This is a genomic window from Allorhizobium sp. nf9_anc, from assembly GCF_056323085.1.
Genome location: NZ_JBWHZM010000002.1, coordinates 133329 through 150376 on the forward strand (window position 1 = coordinate 133329; position 17048 = coordinate 150376).

Consider the following 17048-nt stretch of genomic DNA (forward strand, 5'->3'; position numbering starts at 1 on the left):
CGGATATTCGCTGACCCCGGTGTCCGGCCACCCCTCGGCCGGACACCGACCCTTACGCGATTGAAGAAAAGCAAACAGGCCATTGCAATGAATACCGCAACGGATCAGGGCGTACAGGCCCGACCGCTCCTCTCGCTGCGCGGCATCAACATGACGTTCGGAGGCGTACAGGCGCTCAAGAATGTCTCCTTCGACGTGATGCCTGGCGAAGTCCACTGCCTGGCGGGCGAGAATGGATGCGGCAAGAGCACGCTGATCAAGGTGATAACCGGCGTCTACCGTCCGGCATCCGGTGCCGAGATGGTCTTCGATGGTGAAGAGGTTTCACAAATGAGCCCCGGCAAGGCGCAAGCCCTCGGTGTGCAGGTGATCTGGCAAGATCTCGCTCTTTTTCCCGAAATGACGGTTGCAGAGAACATTGCTTTCCAGACCCTGACAGGATCCCGTCCGAAGCTTGTAAGCTATACTCGGATCAGGGAAATTGCCGAGCAGGCATTGGCCAAGTTGGGTGTCGCCTTCGATGTCGACCGGCCTCTTAAGGATTTTGCCATTGCGCAGCGTCAGATCGTGGCAATCGCCCGCGCGCTGGTCGGCGAGGCGCGCATCGTCTTCATGGATGAGCCGACGGCTTCACTCACCCAATCCGAGACTGACTATCTCCTCGCCATAGTGCGCAATCTCTCTGAATCAGGGGTGGCGGTCGTCTTCGTCAGCCACAGGCTCGCCGAAGTGCTTGAGATCTCGTCGCGCATTACCGTATTGCGGGACGGCCGCCTGGTCGGTGTCTATCCCGTCGAGGGTATGACCCAGTCGAAGGTGACGGAATTGATGACTGGCCGTACTTTCGATCAGACGGTGCGGGCGCGTGACAAGACAAGCGAACCCATCGTCCTGTCCGTTGAGGGGCTCACTCGTTCAGGCGAATATTCTAACGTCAGCTTCGAACTTCATCGAGGCGAGACCCTCGGTATCACAGGCCTGCTCGGTTCGGGCCGAACTGAACTGGCTTTAACCCTTTTCGGGATGCATCACCCCGATACCGGCCTTATCCGTCTCGACCATCAGCCGATATCGTTTGCCTCGAACCGCGAGGCAATCTCGGCCGGTATTGCCTATCTTTCTGAAGACCGGTTGTCGCTTGGTCTCAATCAGCCACAGTCGATCGCCGACAATCTGGTCATGGCGTCCCTCAACCGTATCCTGCGCGGGGGGCTGATTGCGCCCGATCGAAAAAAAGCCCTGGTCAGCAAATGGATCGCTGATCTTGGCGTGAAGATCGGTCTGCCGGAAGATGCAATTTCTACGCTATCCGGCGGTAATCAGCAGCGTGTCGCGATTGCCAAGTGGCTGGCGACAGACCCACGCGTCTTGATCCTAGATGCCCCGACCGTTGGTGTGGATGTCGGCGCCCGGGCGGGGATTTTTGAGATCGTCGCGCGCCTCGCAGACGCCGGGCTCGCCATTATCCTGATCTCGGACGAGGTTCCTGAAGTCTATTTCAACGCTGACCGCGTCCTGCACATGGACAAGGGACGTATCAAAGCGAGCTACGATCCACGCATGATGTCGCTCACTGAAATGGAGGCGGCTGTCTATGCGTAAGCTGCTGGTTTCCCACCCCACCGAACTTGTCCTGATCCTGGTGATCGCCGCGATGAGCCTGGCGCTTTCGCTCCTGACGGACCGGTTTTTCAGCCTCGGCAATGCCTTTGACCTGCTGAATATCAGCGCGGTTAACATCATCTTCGCCGTGGGTCTGCTCGTCGTGCTGATCGCCGGCGGTATCGACATCTCGTTTGCGGTTGCCGCCTCGGTGGTCCAGTATGCGACGGCCTTGGCATTGGCTCAGATCGGCGGCGGTGACTGGGTATCCGGGCTGCTGATCGCCTCGGTCTTTGGCGTTTTTCTCGGGCTGATCAACGCCTTTCTGATCCATCGTTTCAACATCATCTCGATCGTCGCGACAATCTCGACCTTCAATGTGTATTTCGGCCTGCTGATGTTCTTCACAAAGGGCGTGTCGATTTACAACCTGCCGGATTGGCTGACCACGCGTGTCATCGTTTATGAGCGTGAGATGGCCGATGGCAGTTGGGCGGAGATTACCCTGCCGGTTATCGTCATGCTCGTCTGCGTGCTGGTGACCTGGCTGTTCATCACCAGAACCACCACCGGGCGCCAGCTCTACGCCTTTGGCGACAATCCGGAAGGTGCCCGTCGCTTCGGGATCAATATTGGCGCCATGCAATACATCGCCTTCGGCTGGCTCGGCTTGATGGCGGGCATCGCTGGACTGATGCAGGCACATTATGCCCAGGAGGTCGTGCCCAACGCACTCTATGGCCGGGAACTCGATGTGCTTGCAGCCGTGGTTCTCGGTGGCGCAAGGTTGGGCGGTGGCAAGGGGTCGGTCATGGGCTGCGTGCTGGGTGTCCTCCTGGTGTCTATCACCCAGAACGGCTTGAACCTGATGGGTGTATCCCCCTTCGCATTCAAGATGATCGTCGGTGCCATCATCCTTGTCGCCATCACGCTGTCGAGCGGCCGTATCGAGGGGCTGTTTGGCTCTTCTCAGCCCCGCAACCGAAACCTTTCCGACAAGGATGAAAAAGGAGGGGCTGTATGAACACGCTCGTTTCGCGTTTCAACGCCATCGTCGGCGCCGACATGGCCGGGCCGCTCGCGGCGCTTGCGCTGGTTCTGCTCGTCTTCGGCCTTTCGTCGCCGCAATTCTTCACCGCTGCAACCTTCGGGTCTGTCGCCTTTCAGTTGCCCGAGCTCGGGATCCTGACGCTCGCGATGCTCATTCCCATCCTGACAGGCGGCCTCAATCTTGCGATCACGTTCACGGCCAATATTGCCGGGCTCACGCTCGCATGGGTGCTGCATGCAAATGGCGGCATTGAGGCGGGTCCCATGGCCTTTCTGCTCGGGTCGGTCCTCGCCATTTGCGTGGGTATGGCGAGTGGTCTGGTCATGGGTGTTGTCATCGCCTTTACGCGCGCCCATCCGATCCTCGTGTCGCTGTCGATGATGATCTTTCTGCGTGGTCTGGGTGAGTTTCTCACTCGAGGTGGCGACATTTCCGGCTTTCCGTCCTTCGTCGCGCCGATCGGCCATGGCAGCATATTCGGGGTGCCGGTGCCACTGTTGATCCTCATCCTATGCGTGGCGATCACGCACTTGATCCTGTCCAGAACCCGGCTCGGTTTTGCCACTTACATGATCGGTTCGAACATCGAGTCGGCTCGCTATTCCGGCATCAACACCCGCCGGGTCTTGGTCATGGTCTATGTGCTTTCGGGTGCGATTGCCGCGATCGCGGGGATCATCATGATGGCGCGCTTCAACTCCGTGCGGGTCGGGCACGGCGAATCCTACCTGCTGATCACCGTGCTTGCCTGCTTCCTTGGCGGCATCAACCCATTCGGCGGCTTTGGCCGGGTGGTCCCAGTTTTTGTCGCGCTGATCGTTCTGCAATTGCTGTCGTCAGGGCTCAATCTGCTCGGTGCCAACCAGCATCTCGCGACTGCTTTTTGGGGTCTTTTGCTGATCGCGGTGATGATGCTGCGTTGGGTCTCGGTCAAATTCATCAAGAAAAACAGATAAGGAGTATCGCTATGGAAGGTTTTGGCGTTCACACCAGCATGTGGACCATGAATTGGGATCGAGCCGGCGCGGAAAAGGCGATCGCCGGCGCCGTCCACTACAAGATGGACTTTATTGAAATCGCGCTTCTCAATGCGCCAGCGGTCGATGCGAAACACACCCGTGAGCTCCTGGAAAAGAATAAGCTGCGCGCAGTGTGCTCGCTCGGCTTGCCAGAATCCGCCTGGGCTTCGGTCCGGCCTGATGCAGCGATCGAACACCTGAAGGTGGCGATCGAAAAGACGGCAGAGATGAGCGGCGAGGCGCTGTCAGGCGTCATCTATGGCGGGATCGGGGAGCGTACCGGTGTGCCGCCGACCCAGGCCGAATACGACAACATTACCCGCGTTCTGGAGGCAGCCTCCAAGCATGCCAAGCGTTTCGGAATCCAACTGGGCGTTGAAGCGGTCAACCGCTACGAAAACCACTTGGTGAACTCCGCGCAGCAGGCCGTTGATGTGGTGGAGCGGGTGGGGGCGGACAATGTCTTCGTCCATCTCGACACCTATCACATGAACATTGAGGAAAAGGGAGCGGCGAACGGTATCCTCATTGCCCGCGACCACCTGAAATACATCCATCTGTCCGAGAGCGATCGCGGGACCCCCGGCTATGGCAACGTGCCCTGGGACGAAATCTACGCGACGCTGGCAGCGATCGGCTTCAAGGGCGGACTTGCCATGGAGAGCTTCATCAACATGCCGACCGAAGTGGCCTATGGGCTTGCTGTCTGGCGGCCAGTCGCGCGCGACATGGAGGAGGTCATGGGCAATGGTCTGCCTTTCCTGCGCAACAAGGCGGAACAATACGGCCTTATCTGACCGGTGAACGGTTTTCGGTGCCCGGTTTTGCGACCGGGCACGGTATGCCTGGGAGGGCTATTGATGTCACCGTTGGATCAAAATGCGGAGCTACTGGCCGCGAAGGCTCTGGGTCACCATGCGGAAAAACACGGTCGCCGTGTGCTTTTGGCCATTGCAGGCGCGCCCGGTTCAGGCAAGTCGACGCTTGCGGAGCTGGTTGTCCAGACGATCAATCGCAACAAGCCTGATCTTGCTGCCGTCTTTCCGATGGATGGCTATCACTATGACGATCACGTGCTCCAGGCTATGGGGCGCCTGGCGCATAAGGGCGCTCTGGATACGTTCGATGCTCATGGGCTGCGGCACATGCTGCTGCGGCTGAAGGAAAATGCCGAGGACGCGATTGCAGTCCCGGTCTTCGATCGAGAAATCGAGATTGCCCGTGCAGGTGGTCGACTGATCACGCGCGACACAGGCATCATTGTCTGTGAGGGAAACTACCTCCTGATGCTGCAGCCGCCCTGGGACAGGCTGAAACCGATCTTCGACTTTACTGTCTTTGTTGACGTGCCGAGAGACCACCTGCGGCATAGGCTGAACGAGCGTTGGCAGGGCTATGGCCTGTCCGAGGAACAGATCCGGTTCAAGGTCGAGGAAAACGATCTGCCAAACGGGGTTGCCATCATCGAGGGCAGTGCTGAGCCGGATCTCCGCCTCAACAACTGACAAAGGAGGCGGGCGCCATGAAAGATGTGCAGACGAGAGTAGCACCCGATCCAACTTGGAGGGGAGCTGATGTCTGAAGCGGAGATGTCTGCCAGTATCTGTGTCCTGGATGTCGGCAAGACCAATGTGAAGTTGAATGCCATGACTGCCATTGGCGACGTGGTTGAGACGATCTCCATCTCAAATCCTGTGCAGCCCGGTCCACCATGGCAGTTCCACGATCTCGCCCAGCTTTCAGACTGGGTCTTTACGCAAGTTGCCGAGCTTGCCCGGCGTCACCCCATCACGACTTTTGTTTCTACTGCTCATGGCTCTGGTGGTGTTCTTGTAGGGCCCGATCCCGACGCCGGCGATGGGGCGGCTTTGCCGATGATAGACTACGAACAGCCGTTGCCTGCGGCGATCAGAGAGGCCTATGCGCCGCTGGCAGGCTCGTTTCATGATCGCGGCAGCGCCATCATGCACGGCGCAACCCATCAGGCGCGGCAACTGCTCTGGATGGAAATGGCCGAGCCGGCACGCTTCGCGGATGCCCGCTGGTTCCTTTGCTTGCCGCAGTACTGGGCCTGGCGAATGACAGGTCAGGCCGTCTCAGAAGCAACTTGCCTTGGGGCGCAATCCCATCTTTGGAATATCCCGGACAATCGACCGACGCCAGTTGTCACTGAGCGTGGCTGGACGCGCCTTCTGCCAAAATTTGCGCCGGCATGGTCAAGCCTCGGTCCGGTGCGGCCGAACCTCGCGCGTCGTTTTGGTTTGCCGGCTGCGCTGGAGGTCCTGGTCGGCATTCATGACAGCAGCGCCAATTTCTATCGCTATCAGGCAGCCGGCCTTTCCGATGCTGCAATCTTGTCGACCGGTACCTGGATCGTCGGCATGAGCCACGGCACCCGGCTTGACGGTCTCGATGAGACCGCCGGTATGACAATCAACAGTGATGTCTATGGTCGGCCGGTGGCCGGCGCACTCGCCATGGGTGGCCGAGAGTTTGTGCATGTGGCAGGCGAGGACGCGGGAGAGCCCGTCGACCCAAGCGTTGTCGTGGAACTTATAAAGCGTGGCATCATGGTTCTGCCCAGCTTCGGAAATGGCGACGGGTTCTTTCCTGGAAGTGCCAGGCAGGGCCAGATCCTGGGGGAGGCTGTGCAGGACACGGCTGAGCGCCGGGCCCTGGCGCTCATCTATATCGCGCAGCTGTCGGTCGAATGTCTCGATGCCCTCGATGTCGATGGCACTGTGGTGCTCGACGGCAGTTATCTGAAGGACCCGCTGTTCGCAGGCCTTGTCGCTTCGTTTCGTGGTCGCGGCGAAACCCTCTTCAATCTCGACGCATACGGGGTCGCCACGGGCGCTGCACTTTTGGCATCTCATGGGACCACGCGTGCGATGGACGGCCTGCATCTGCGACCCGCGGATCAGATGGTGGCACCGGATAATCTCATGAAGTCGTATCATCAGCGCTGGCGCGCACTCGCCCGCCAGCCTCTGAGTTCTCCCAGAAAGGACATCCCATGACCGATACCGAAATAGACGATCTGCGCCGCAAGATGGTCGATATTTGCCGACGGATGAACTCCAGTGGCGTCAACCAGGGCACTGCCGGTAATGTGTCGGTTCGTGCAGGCAATGGGTTCCTGATCACCCCTTCCTCTTTGCCTTACGATATCATGAGCCCGGAGGATCTCGTGGAGATGGGTTTCGACGGCACCTATGTTGGACGGAGGCCTTCGTCGGAATGGCGCTTCCACCGCGACATTCTGAAAAACCGCCCGGATATCAATGTCGTGCTGCATTGCCACTCGATGTATGCCACGACGCTGGCCTGCCATCACAAGACTATTCCGGCCTTCCATTACATGGTTGGCGTTGCAGGCGGCACAACAGTTCGTTGTGCTGAATATGCCACCTTCGGTACCCAGGCTCTTTCAGATCATGCCCTCAAGGCGCTTGACGGTCGCCTCGCCTGCCTCCTCGGGCAGCATGGACAGATCTCGCTCGGCAAGGATCTGGAACAGGCTTTGTGGCTGGCAATCGAAGTGGAAACACTCGCGCGTATGTATGTGCAGGTGCTGACGCTCGGAGAACCGCCGATCCTGGAGGACGCGGAAATGGAACGCGTGATCGATCAGATGAAGCGGATGAGCTATGGGCTTGGCCCAGAAGCCGAAGGCTCAAATGACGTGGCGCGGCCGCGGGCGCTGATATGACAAGCCAGACACAGAGCGGAAGACAATGAACCAGACACCGATCTTGTCCGAAGGAGCCAGGCGTTACGTCATCGGCGTCGATGTCGGAACGGGCAGCGCGCGTGCTGGCCTCTTCGACCTCGAGGGTCGGATGCTGTCGGTCGCGAAACGCGATATCACGCTTTACCGCGAGGCAGGCTTAATCGTCGAGCAGTCGAGCACCGAGATCTGGAACGCGGTCTGCGCGATCATCCGCGAGGTGGTACAAGTAGCCGGCGTCGCACCGCACCAGGTCATCGGGCTCGGCTTCGACGCCACCTGCTCGCTGGTGGTCCTGGGCTTTGGCGGCAAGCCGCTTGCCGTCGGCTCCTCGGAAAAGGCAGAGCGTGACATCATCGTCTGGATGGACCACCGCGCCGTTGCCCAGGCCGAACGCATCAATGCGATCGGACACGATGTGTTGCGCTATGTCGGTGGCCGCATCTCGCCCGAGATGGAGACGCCGAAGATCCTGTGGCTGAAGGAACACCGCCCGGCGACCTTCACAGCCGCTTGGCAGTTCTTCGATCTCGCCGATTTTTTGACCTGGAAATCGACTGGCGATCTCTCGCGCTCGACCTGCACTGTAACCTGCAAGTGGACCTATCTCGCCCATGAGGCACGCTGGGACGAAAGCTATTTCGAGCAGATCGGCCTTTTAGAACTGGCGAAAGAAGGCTTTGCCCGCATCGGCACCGATATCGTCGAGCCCGGCACCCGATTGGGGCAAGGGCTGACCGCAGAGGCGGCCGAAGTCATGGGGCTCAAACCCGGCACGGCGGTCGCCGCGGGCATGATCGATGCCCATGCGGGTGGCATTGGCACTGTCGGTATCGGCGGCAAGCCGGCCGAGAACCTGGCCTACGTCTTCGGGACCTCCTCCTGCACCATGACGTCGACGGCCGAGCCAGTTTTCGTGCCTGGCGTCTGGGGACCCTATTATTCGGCCATGGTACCCGGCATGTGGCTGAACGAAGGTGGCCAGAGTGCCGCTGGCGCGGCGATAGATCAGCTTCTCTCCTTCCATCCCGCTGCCGCCGAGGCGACCGCCCGGGCACAGGCCGAGGGGAAGTCTTTGCCCGCCTTCATGGCCGAGCAGGCAGCACTCAAGATTGCCGATGCCTCAGAGGCCGTCGACCTTGCTGCTGGCCTGCATGTCGTGCCGGAATTCCTCGGCAATCGAGCGCCCTTTGCTGATCCGCATGCGCGAGCGGTGATCGCCGGCCTTGGAATGGAACGTGACTTCGAAAGTCTGATCGCTCTCTACCTCGCCGGCCTGTGTGGCATCGGCTACGGGCTGCGCCAGATCATCGAAACGCAGGCGAGGGCTGGTGCTTCTGTGGAGCGCGTGGTGATTAGCGGTGGTGCGGGGGCAAGCCCACTGGTGCGTCAGATCCTAGCAGACGCATGCGGCAAACCTGTCGTAGCACCGGCTGCTGAAGAGCCGGTTCTGCTTGGCTCAGCCATTCTCGGCAGCGTTGCTGCGGGGGTGTTTTTAGACGTTCGCGGCGCCATGGCGGCTCTCTCTCGCGCAGCTGAACTGTATGAACCGAGTGGAGAAGTGGCCTATACTCACGAACGGCGTTATGAAGCATTCCTCATGCTGCAGGATGTTTCCAGAAGCATAAGGTCTGCTTAACGTCCGCGGGCAGTCATCAGGCACCAAGATGTCGCGCCATTATGCGGCGCCTTCACTCAGGCGATGAGTCAGGATATCCGCATGGCAAAATCACGAAGTAGACCAACAGGACATGGTCGTGACGCCCGCTCAGTTTGAAATGTTTGAAGACGAAATGACGTCGCTGCCGGCCCCAGCTGTGCCTGCCAGATCAGCACCCCGGTCTTCGCCGTCGTCAATAGATGAGGCGGCGATGGTTGCCCATCTGGTGGCGACTGGACGCTATCGTATCCTGCAAAGGCTCGAAAAGCGGCCGATCACAGAGACACTGAGACCCGAATTCCCGTTGGTCGGGGTCATCCTCGATACCGAAACGACCGGGCTCAATCACCGCAAGGACGAGATCATCGAGATTGGATTGATTGCATTTTCCTTCGATGCCACAGGGCGGATCGGCGATATTACAGGCACCTATGGCGGCCTTCGTCAGCCGGGTCTGCCTATTCCAGCCGATATCACGCGATTGACCGGCATCACGGATGAAATGGTCGCGGGGCAGGCGATCGACATGGAAGCGATCCACTCGCTCATTGAACCTGCAGATTTGATCATTGCGCATAATGCCGGTTTCGATCGTCCCTTCTGCGAGGCCTTCTCGCCAGTGTTTTCACACAAGGCCTGGGCCTGCTCCAACGTCGAGATCGACTGGTCCTCACGCGGCTTTGAAGGCACCAAGCTTGCTTACCTTGTTGGCCAGGCGGGGTTTTTCCACGACGGGCACCGGGCTGTCGACGATTGCTTTGCGCTGCTTGAGGTGCTCGACCGCAATCCAGCCAACAGTGCCTGGACGCCGTTTGCAGAGCTTTATGCGGTCAGCCAGCGGTCACGCGTGAGGATTTTTGCAGAAAACAGTCCCTTCGATCTCAAGGACCATTTGAAGGCGCGCGGATATCGCTGGTCGGACGGAAGCGAAGGACGCCCAAAGTCCTGGTGGATCGAGGTTGAAGAGCGGGAACTTGCCGAGGAGCTCCGATATCTGCGGACCGAGATCTACCGGTATGCGGATGCAGATCCGCCAACGAAGCTCCTCACAGCACTCGACCGCTTCAAGGCGTGACGACCCCAACTTAGGCTTGCGGCTGACAGGCTATGCGCTCTTCGCATGGCTGTGTTGCGGCGCAGCATCTGGTGCCGCGGCGAGGCAATCTCTATATCTTTTTGCAACGAAGCAATGATCTCCTCCCTCAAAGCTTCGGGTTTCAGATGCTCTCCTCCTCCCTCCTAAAGGGCATTTGAGAGAACGGCGACACTCCTCCTCCCAGTCGCTGTTCCGTTATTTTCTGAAAAGCCTGCCGCACCTCCTCCCGCGGCAGGCTTTTTTGTTTATGTGTTTCCTGTTGGTGCAAATCCCGATGCGCCATCACACCGTCGTTTTGAACGCCCCGTGTCGAACACGGCTCAAGGTCTCGCGATCAAAGCGGGCTGATCGGCCATGAGGACGGTGGCTTCCCTTGCCCAGGGACCGCCCAGCTATCGCCACAGATCCAGCCCCACAATCTTGACGTCATGGGGATGAAAACTCGCCGAGAGGTCTCGGTAAAGGCCGTCCGCCTCCGCACGGGAGGCTTTGTTTTGCACTGTGATATGCGGCTGCCAGGTCCGCATGTCCTGCGAACCGAGCCATTGAACGAAGTTCTTTCGCAAAAAAAGCGCGGATGTCCGAAAGCTGCGGGCTCTCGATCGAAAACGCAACGCCTGATCCCAGATAACGGATGCCGCTGACCCTGGCCTGGATTGTGCCTTTTGACCTCGTCGAGACCCAAAGGCTTTCGATGATCTTGTCGACATGTTCACCTGGCAGCCGATGAAACATCGTCAGATGCGCCGGCAGACGATTCCTATCCAGCAAAAAATGCTTCCGGCGAAGCAGGGTAAACCGGGCGAGATCGCCCTCTTCAATGCGCGCGGTCACGATCATTGGATGGCGGGTCTTCAAGTCGGTGGTCCTGGCTTGCCGCGCAAATCCGGCTCCATCATAGAAGCGTCGGCTGGGCGGGGAGGGCCTTGTTTGGCGGCTCCCTTTCCCCTCGCCGGAAAAGCTCCGTCTGGGCGCTGAAGCGAACATCCACGTCACGATCGCGCAAAAAACCGTTGAGCGTCTCTGTCGCCAGACGGTCCCAGCTCTTGCCGCGCTCGGGCCCCGCCGGTACCCGCGGCAGCAGGCCAGGCTCAGTACTCCACGACAAGAGCTCCTCCAATGATGCCTCGTTCAACGCGTCGCGCAGATGATGGGCGGTCACATAGGCATCGGGCAGGGCGCGATGGGCTGGTAAGCCAATTTCGTGGACCAGACCTTCGGGCCTGCGCTGATAGCGCAGCATCTGGTTGGAAAATCGCAAAAGCTCCGGCCAGATCCGCAATGCGCACTTCCAGGTGCAGATCCAGGGTGCGCCACCCGAGAGTTTCGGCGTGCAGTAACGCTGCTCAAAAGAGGCACGGTGGGCGGCAAGGGCAACGATCGGATGCGACGGTCTCAAGATGCTCGGCGCCACCTCTTTCCAGAACGGTGCATCGGCCACGTCCATATCCCGAATATGATGGATCGCCATTGTGTCGGCTGTAATCGGCCGGCCGGGATTGACGAGCCTCGAGCCCCGCTCCGGCGAGACCTGCCACCGTCCATCTTTGCCTTGAACGACGTCCTGCCATCCAATCTCGCAGACGTCACTTGCCCCATTGCCCGCGGTTTCAAGATCGATCACGCGAATACAGGCGGCGGCTCGTTCGCTTTCAAGGCTTGGATCCATTCCCGTTTCCTTTGGTCAAAACCCAAGTCCAAGCTGCGGCTCTTCTTCGTCTATGGCGTCCTTGGCCCCCTTGGCAGGGGTGAGGGACGACAGCGTGACACCGAGGAGCCGAACCGGCCGCTTGAAAGGGTAGACACCGGTAAGCAAAATCTTGGCTGCCTCTAAGATATCGTCGACACCTGAATAGGGAAGGGGAGTTGATCTCGCCCGCGTCGCCTGCGTGAAGTCTGAATATTTGACCTTCACCGTCACCGTCTTGCCGCTCAAGCCGTTCGCCTCGCAATAGGACCACACCTTTTCCGCAAGCGATTGAAGCTCGTTGGTTGCAACATCAAGGCCACTGATATCGACGGCGAATGTGTCTTCCGCACCAACAGACTTGCGCATCCGGTCAGGCCGGACCTCACGCTCGTCGATCCCCCGGGCGATCCCATGAAAGTAAGGGCCAGACTTTCCGAAATGCTCAATCAGGAATTCCAGCGACTTTGCCCTGAGATCTGCACCCGTCTCGATGCCCAATCGGTGCATCTTCTCGGCCGTGGCTGGACCGACGCCATGGAATTTCTTGACGGCAAGTGACGCCACAAAGTCCGGACCGTATTTCGGGGTGATTACGGCCTGACCATTCGGCTTGTTGAGGTCAGACGCCATCTTGGCGAGAAACTTGTTGTAGGAGATGCCGGCAGAGGCGTTGAGACCGGTCACAGCTTTGATTTGGGCGCGGATTTCCAGTGCGATCTCGGTGGCAACCGGCATCTCTTTCAGATTCTGGGTCACATCAAGATAGGCCTCGTCGAGCGACAAGGGTTCGATCAAGGGTGAGTACTGCGCGAAAATCTCGCGGATCTGCCGCGAGACTGCGCGGTAAACTTCAAAGCGCGGCTTCACGAAGATCAGATGCGGGCATTTCCGTGCGGCCGTGACCGACGGCATGGCTGAGCGGACGCCGTATTCCCGCGCCTCGTAACTGGCTGCTGCAACGACGCCCCGGGCAGCTGCCTCACCAACAGCGAGCGGTTTGCCGCGCAGCTCCGGATTGTCGCGCTGCTCCACCGACGCATAAAAGGCATCCATGTCCACATGGATGATTTTCCGGACAGGCAATGTGAGGGTGTTCATTGTCGATAAGGCCGAGTGAAACAAAAGAGGAACGTAGCAGTTCCTAACTTGTTGTCCAAGTGCAAGGTCAACAGTCAACGTGTCCCGTCCGTTAAGTGCTTCCCCATGAATGCTGCAAGCAGCTCGGCATCTATATGGCCTGATGCTATTAGGCGAGTGTCTATGACACGAGCGTATGGACCGGAAGAGAATGTGGCTGTCTTGTGCTCTTTGCAGGGATGCGCAACTGCCATAAGGCCCTTGTACCTCAGATGCTGACCTTTGGTCGCGTCCTTGCCGGTTTGACCCTGTTTCGGCCGGCGTTCTTGGCCTTGTAAAGTGCCTGATCCGCTTGGCGATAGGCCTCGGCCCACCCGAGCTCGGATGATGCCGACACTGAGGCCACACCGAAGCTCGCCGTCACCTTGATGGAAGACGGTATATTGGCAAGGGACATGGTTTGAAGCCTCAGGCGCTGGGCGAGCTGAACTGCGGCATCCAAGTCGGTCCCTTTCAGAAAGAGGGCGAACTCCTCGCCGCCAAGACGTCCAACTGCGCTTGCAAGAGGGGCAGTTGACCGCAGGTTTGCACCGAAGGCCTCGATGACCCTGTCACCAATGTGGTGGCCGAAACTGTCGTTGATCTGCTTGAAATGATCCAGATCACACAGAATGATCGCATAAACGCCATCCGGGTCGGCACGAAACATGTCTTCAACACGACGCTCGAAGCCGCGTCTGTTCAACAGCCCCGACAGGATGTCGATCTCGGATTCCGATTTTTGCACATCCATGATTTCCAGCACGAGTTTTGCAAGCAGGGTCAATCCGACTGAAACCATCAGGACACCCGTCATGCTCTGAGAGATCAGTGCATAATTCGTCTGAATATAATCGCTTGCCGTTCTACCCGAACCAAAGGTGACAGCCAATCCGGCCTTGGCGAAAAAGTGCATGCCCGCGATTGCCAGGAGCCAGCCCAAAAACCGATCGATTGCTGTTCGTCCGCGCGCCCGGATCACGATCAAGGCACCAGCGAGGACGACGATGGCAAAAGGACCTTGATAGAGGAAGGCCTGAAGCGGTGTGCCCCGCGGGAGGTCATAGATGCCATAAGCGAGGGATATCGCCGCACCTGCGAAAACGGCAGTAATGCGCGGGTCGATCCGCCGCCGATACATTTCTCCGATGCCCATGGTCAGCATCACCATACCGCACAGGACCATTGCAAAGGCACCCAGGGCCCAGATCTTCGGGGGGCCTGCATAGGCAACCAGAAGCTCGCAGATCGCCGACATGGAGGCGACACCGAAGCCGCTACCGAGCCACATGGCCGCCTTGTGGGACTGGCTACGCCGGGCAACAACGAGGAAGACTGCAGCGAACGACATGGCAACCACAAAATTGACCACCAGAAAAAATGTTGCCCCGTTCATTCTTGCTGCCGTAACCTTGGTTGCTTTTGCGACTATCCTCCCAAGGTTGTAGATAGCGCGCAAGTGTGAACGCTTTCCTGTTCAGGGGCATTGTGAGTGAACTTTGGAAAGCTTCTTCGGTGCATTGGCCGCCTCAGGCTGTAAGGGGCTGATGCCCCATCACCCGTCAAGACCTTGAACCCTTCGGGCAAAAGCATCCGGGCCGTGGCTCAGGGCTCTTGGCCCTTGCGCCCGCACCACCCCGGATACTTTTGGGTCTGGACGGGTTCCCCCCTCTCTTCGCCAGAGGGGCAGATCGGTTGCATGCGCAACCCGATCAAAGGAAAAGGGACATGAGAAGCGATGTTTACGCTGAAGTGACGAAGAAGATCATTGCCGATCTGGAAAAGGGAGAGCTCACTTGGCTGAGGCCATGGAATGCCGGGTATACGGCAGGCCGCATCACACGGCCCTTGCGTCACAACGGACTTCCCTATGGCGGCATCAATGTTTTGATGCTGTGGGCAGCGGCGAGCGAGGCGGGCTATTCGTCTTCCTGCTGGATGACCTTTCGGCAGGCCATCGAACTGGGCGCCCATGTGCGAAAGGGCGAGAAGGGTGCCTTGGTTGTCTATGCCGGCACGATCAGCCGGAACGACAGTGAGGACCAGGGAAGTGAGGACCGGGCAAGTCAGGACGAGGGAAGTGATGAGACGAGACAGATCCCTTTTCTCAAATCCTACACGGTCTTCAATACCGAACAGATCGAGGGACTGCCCGAGCATTATCAGATCAAGCCAGACGCGGTGATCGATCCGCTTCAGCGCATCGCGCATGCCGATCAGTTCTTTGCCGTAACGGGTGCCGATATCCGCCACGGTGGCAATCGGGCCTATTACAGCGCTTCAAGCGATCACGTTCAGATGCCGTGTTTCGAGAGCTTCAGAAGCGCGGAGGCCTATTATGCGACGCTTGCGCATGAAGCGACCCATTGGACAAAACATGAGAGCCGCCTGGATCGTAGATTGGGAGGCAAGGCATTCGGTGATGAAGGCTATGCGCGCGAAGAGCTCGTGGCCGAACTGGGGGCTGCGTTTTTATGCGCTGATCTCGCTTTAACGCCTGAGCCCGGTGCCGATCATGCAGCCTATATCCAGAGCTGGCTCAAGGTGCTGAGGCAAGACAAACGGGCCATCTTCAGCGCTGCCGCCCATGCGGAGCGTGCGGTCGCCTTTCTGCATGGTCGGAAGGCCTCGACGGACGCTCAAGAGGGACGAGCGTAAGCGGTCGGTCGCTGTTCCTGTATTGGACCCGTGCGAGGCGGTCTGCAAAGCGACTGGATCGCTCGCACCTCAAGGCGGCGGCTTACGCTTCTTGAGAAATGCTTCAGACTTTAGCCGTGAAGCTGAAGCTAAGGGAAAAGACAGCGATAATAGAGGCAAACTGGACCTTGTGATTCTGACGGTGGGAAGAGGTCGAAAATGGGGGACGTGCAAAGCGTCGAGGCCCCTGAAGTGGGGTAAGTCCTCTAAGCGTTTTCGAGCCGGGAGCTTTCAATCCGGCGCGCGTCTAGTCTTTGGGCATCAGAACTTTGAATGGCTTAAGTGTCTCGGCGAGCTTCGGCACTCCGGCTTTCGCCAAGCTTGCGAGATACTCCTCATAGGCCAAAGGTGGTTCCCCGTAGTGGCTGAAGTCGTCTTGGACGGCTTCGACAAATTCACCGGGCGAAATGTTGTATGCATCGACCAGGAAATCATCCGGATGCTTCGTGTGAAGCCTGAACCGCGAGATCGCTTCCTCCGGGAAGTCTCTTTGATTGAATGTCACGATGACGTTTGCTCGCGTTTGAATGGCTGCCGCCGACACATGGCGATCATTCTCATCGGGCAGCTGTAGTCCGGCAATCAAAGGCTCATAGCCCGCGACAAGGCAGTCGGGCACCGCCCTGTTCATCAGTTCTCGGGTGCGATCAAGATCGCTCTCCTTGAGATCCGGTCGGTTCTTGAGGAGATTGCGAACCCATTCTTCGTGCACTTCATTCGACCAGCGGGCACGGAAGATTTTTGACTGGGCAACGAACAGCACGAGGCTTCGGAGTCTGGCGCCGTAAAAAACATTGGCATCTATGAACGCGGTGAAGGTTGAAATCATTCGAGCCCAAGCCGTCTGGCTTCATCGTTGAGATCAACAAGAGCCCTTTTCTGCTCGTGCCTGCATGCCTTCTCATATTCGATCAGATCGGCGAACCGAATTCTGCGATGGCTGCCCACCTTGCGATACTCAAGCTTGTTGGCTTCCAGCTGACGTATAAAGTGCGGGCGAGACACATTCAGGTAGTCCGCAGCCTGCTGCGTGGTGAGCTCTGCATCGTGAGGGATAAGGGACATTGGCGTTCTATTGGCCATCGCCTGCAGGACTTCATATATAAGGGCAACGGCGCGAGCAGGCAGCGGGACGATGATCTTCGAGTCCTCTTTGCCATCTACCGTGATTTTGACGCCTTCATTCGCCTCGGCAACAGTCCTCAACAGATCGGCAGCCCTTCTTGCGATCACCGCTTCAGCCTCGTCGGCGACAAACGGCGCACGTGTCTGATCCATGAGTGCAAGCATTTCAGTCTCCTATTTATTCGAGCACCAAGACTATCACCGAGAAAGCTGAAAGTCACGTCTTAATCGCAATAAACGCAACAAACGCAACAAGTGAACC

General features: G+C 58.5%; 16 protein-coding genes. 10 read left to right on the forward strand and 6 right to left on the reverse strand.

Translation table 11 applies throughout. From position 1 onward, the window contains the following. Positions 1-87 precede the first annotated feature (87 nt). The 9 genes from AC02Y0_RS22790 to AC02Y0_RS22830 all read left to right on the forward strand — a co-directional run bounded on the left by AC02Y0_RS22790 (position 88) and on the right by AC02Y0_RS22830 (position 10137). Entirely contained in the window at positions 88-1602 is a 1515-nt protein-coding gene (locus AC02Y0_RS22790; RefSeq protein ID WP_476384370.1) for a sugar ABC transporter ATP-binding protein, read from the forward strand. Continuing rightward, positions 1595-2626 (forward strand): ABC transporter permease, encoded by a 1032-nt coding sequence (locus AC02Y0_RS22795; RefSeq protein ID WP_476384371.1) that lies wholly within the window; start codon positions 1595-1597, stop codon positions 2624-2626. The genes AC02Y0_RS22790 and AC02Y0_RS22795 overlap by 8 nt, the downstream gene beginning before the upstream one ends. Continuing rightward, entirely contained in the window at positions 2623-3609 is a 987-nt protein-coding gene (locus AC02Y0_RS22800) for an ABC transporter permease (protein ID WP_476384373.1), read from the forward strand. The genes AC02Y0_RS22795 and AC02Y0_RS22800 overlap by 4 nt, the downstream gene beginning before the upstream one ends. A gap of 11 nt (positions 3610-3620) precedes the next feature. Further along, entirely contained in the window at positions 3621-4469 is an 849-nt protein-coding gene (locus AC02Y0_RS22805) for a sugar phosphate isomerase/epimerase family protein (protein WP_476384374.1), read from the forward strand. Positions 4470-4532: 63 nt separating this feature from the next. Then, positions 4533-5177, forward strand: a complete 645-nt coding sequence (locus AC02Y0_RS22810; protein ID WP_476384375.1) for a nucleoside/nucleotide kinase family protein — start codon at positions 4533-4535, stop codon at positions 5175-5177. 69 nt (positions 5178-5246) lie between these two features. Continuing rightward, entirely contained in the window at positions 5247-6692 is a 1446-nt protein-coding gene (locus AC02Y0_RS22815; RefSeq protein ID WP_476384376.1) for an FGGY-family carbohydrate kinase, read from the forward strand. Beyond that, the gene (locus AC02Y0_RS22820) at positions 6689-7384 is read left to right on the forward strand and encodes a class II aldolase/adducin family protein (protein ID WP_476384377.1); all 696 of its coding nucleotides are present in this window, start codon (positions 6689-6691) and stop codon (positions 7382-7384) included. Before AC02Y0_RS22815 ends, AC02Y0_RS22820 begins: the two co-directional genes overlap by 4 nt. Before the next feature lie 25 nt (positions 7385-7409). Continuing rightward, positions 7410-9041: an FGGY-family carbohydrate kinase gene (locus tag AC02Y0_RS22825; RefSeq protein WP_476384378.1), complete on the forward strand. Its 1632-nt coding sequence runs from the start codon at positions 7410-7412 to the stop codon at positions 9039-9041. Between the two features lie 112 nt (positions 9042-9153). After that, complete coding sequence (locus AC02Y0_RS22830) at positions 9154-10137, forward strand: 3'-5' exonuclease (RefSeq protein ID WP_476384379.1); 984 nt, start codon at positions 9154-9156, stop codon at positions 10135-10137. 447 nt (positions 10138-10584) lie between these two features. On the opposite strand, the gene AC02Y0_RS22835 is transcribed toward AC02Y0_RS22830, so the two are convergent. The 4 genes from AC02Y0_RS22835 to AC02Y0_RS22850 form a co-directional block, all read right to left on the reverse strand. Further along, entirely contained in the window at positions 10585-11016 is a 432-nt protein-coding gene (locus AC02Y0_RS22835) for a hypothetical protein (protein WP_476384380.1), read from the reverse strand. 37 nt (positions 11017-11053) lie between these two features. Next, positions 11054-11827, reverse strand: coding sequence for an exonuclease domain-containing protein (locus tag AC02Y0_RS22840; protein ID WP_476384381.1), 774 nt, complete (start codon positions 11825-11827; stop codon positions 11054-11056). Between the two features lie 15 nt (positions 11828-11842). Then, positions 11843-12946 (reverse strand): DNA polymerase IV, encoded by a 1104-nt coding sequence (dinB, locus tag AC02Y0_RS22845; RefSeq protein ID WP_476384130.1) that lies wholly within the window; start codon positions 12944-12946, stop codon positions 11843-11845. A gap of 247 nt (positions 12947-13193) precedes the next feature. Beyond that, entirely contained in the window at positions 13194-14315 is a 1122-nt protein-coding gene (locus tag AC02Y0_RS22850) for a GGDEF domain-containing protein (RefSeq protein WP_476384132.1), read from the reverse strand. 377 nt (positions 14316-14692) lie between these two features. Here AC02Y0_RS22850 and AC02Y0_RS22855 point away from each other — a divergent pair, with 377 nt between their 5' ends. Beyond that, entirely contained in the window at positions 14693-15622 is a 930-nt protein-coding gene (locus AC02Y0_RS22855) for an ArdC family protein (RefSeq protein ID WP_476384134.1), read from the forward strand. A gap of 286 nt (positions 15623-15908) precedes the next feature. On the opposite strand, the gene AC02Y0_RS22860 is transcribed toward AC02Y0_RS22855, so the two are convergent. Together AC02Y0_RS22860 and AC02Y0_RS22865 are read right to left on the reverse strand one after the other, a co-directional pair. Beyond that, positions 15909-16490 carry a PIN domain-containing protein gene (locus AC02Y0_RS22860; protein WP_476384136.1) on the reverse strand — a complete coding sequence of 194 codons (582 nt, stop codon included), beginning with the start codon at positions 16488-16490 and terminating at the stop codon, positions 15909-15911. Then, complete coding sequence (locus tag AC02Y0_RS22865; protein WP_476384138.1) at positions 16487-16951, reverse strand: excisionase family DNA-binding protein; 465 nt, start codon at positions 16949-16951, stop codon at positions 16487-16489. Before AC02Y0_RS22865 ends, AC02Y0_RS22860 begins: the two co-directional genes overlap by 4 nt. Positions 16952-17048 lie beyond the last annotated feature (97 nt).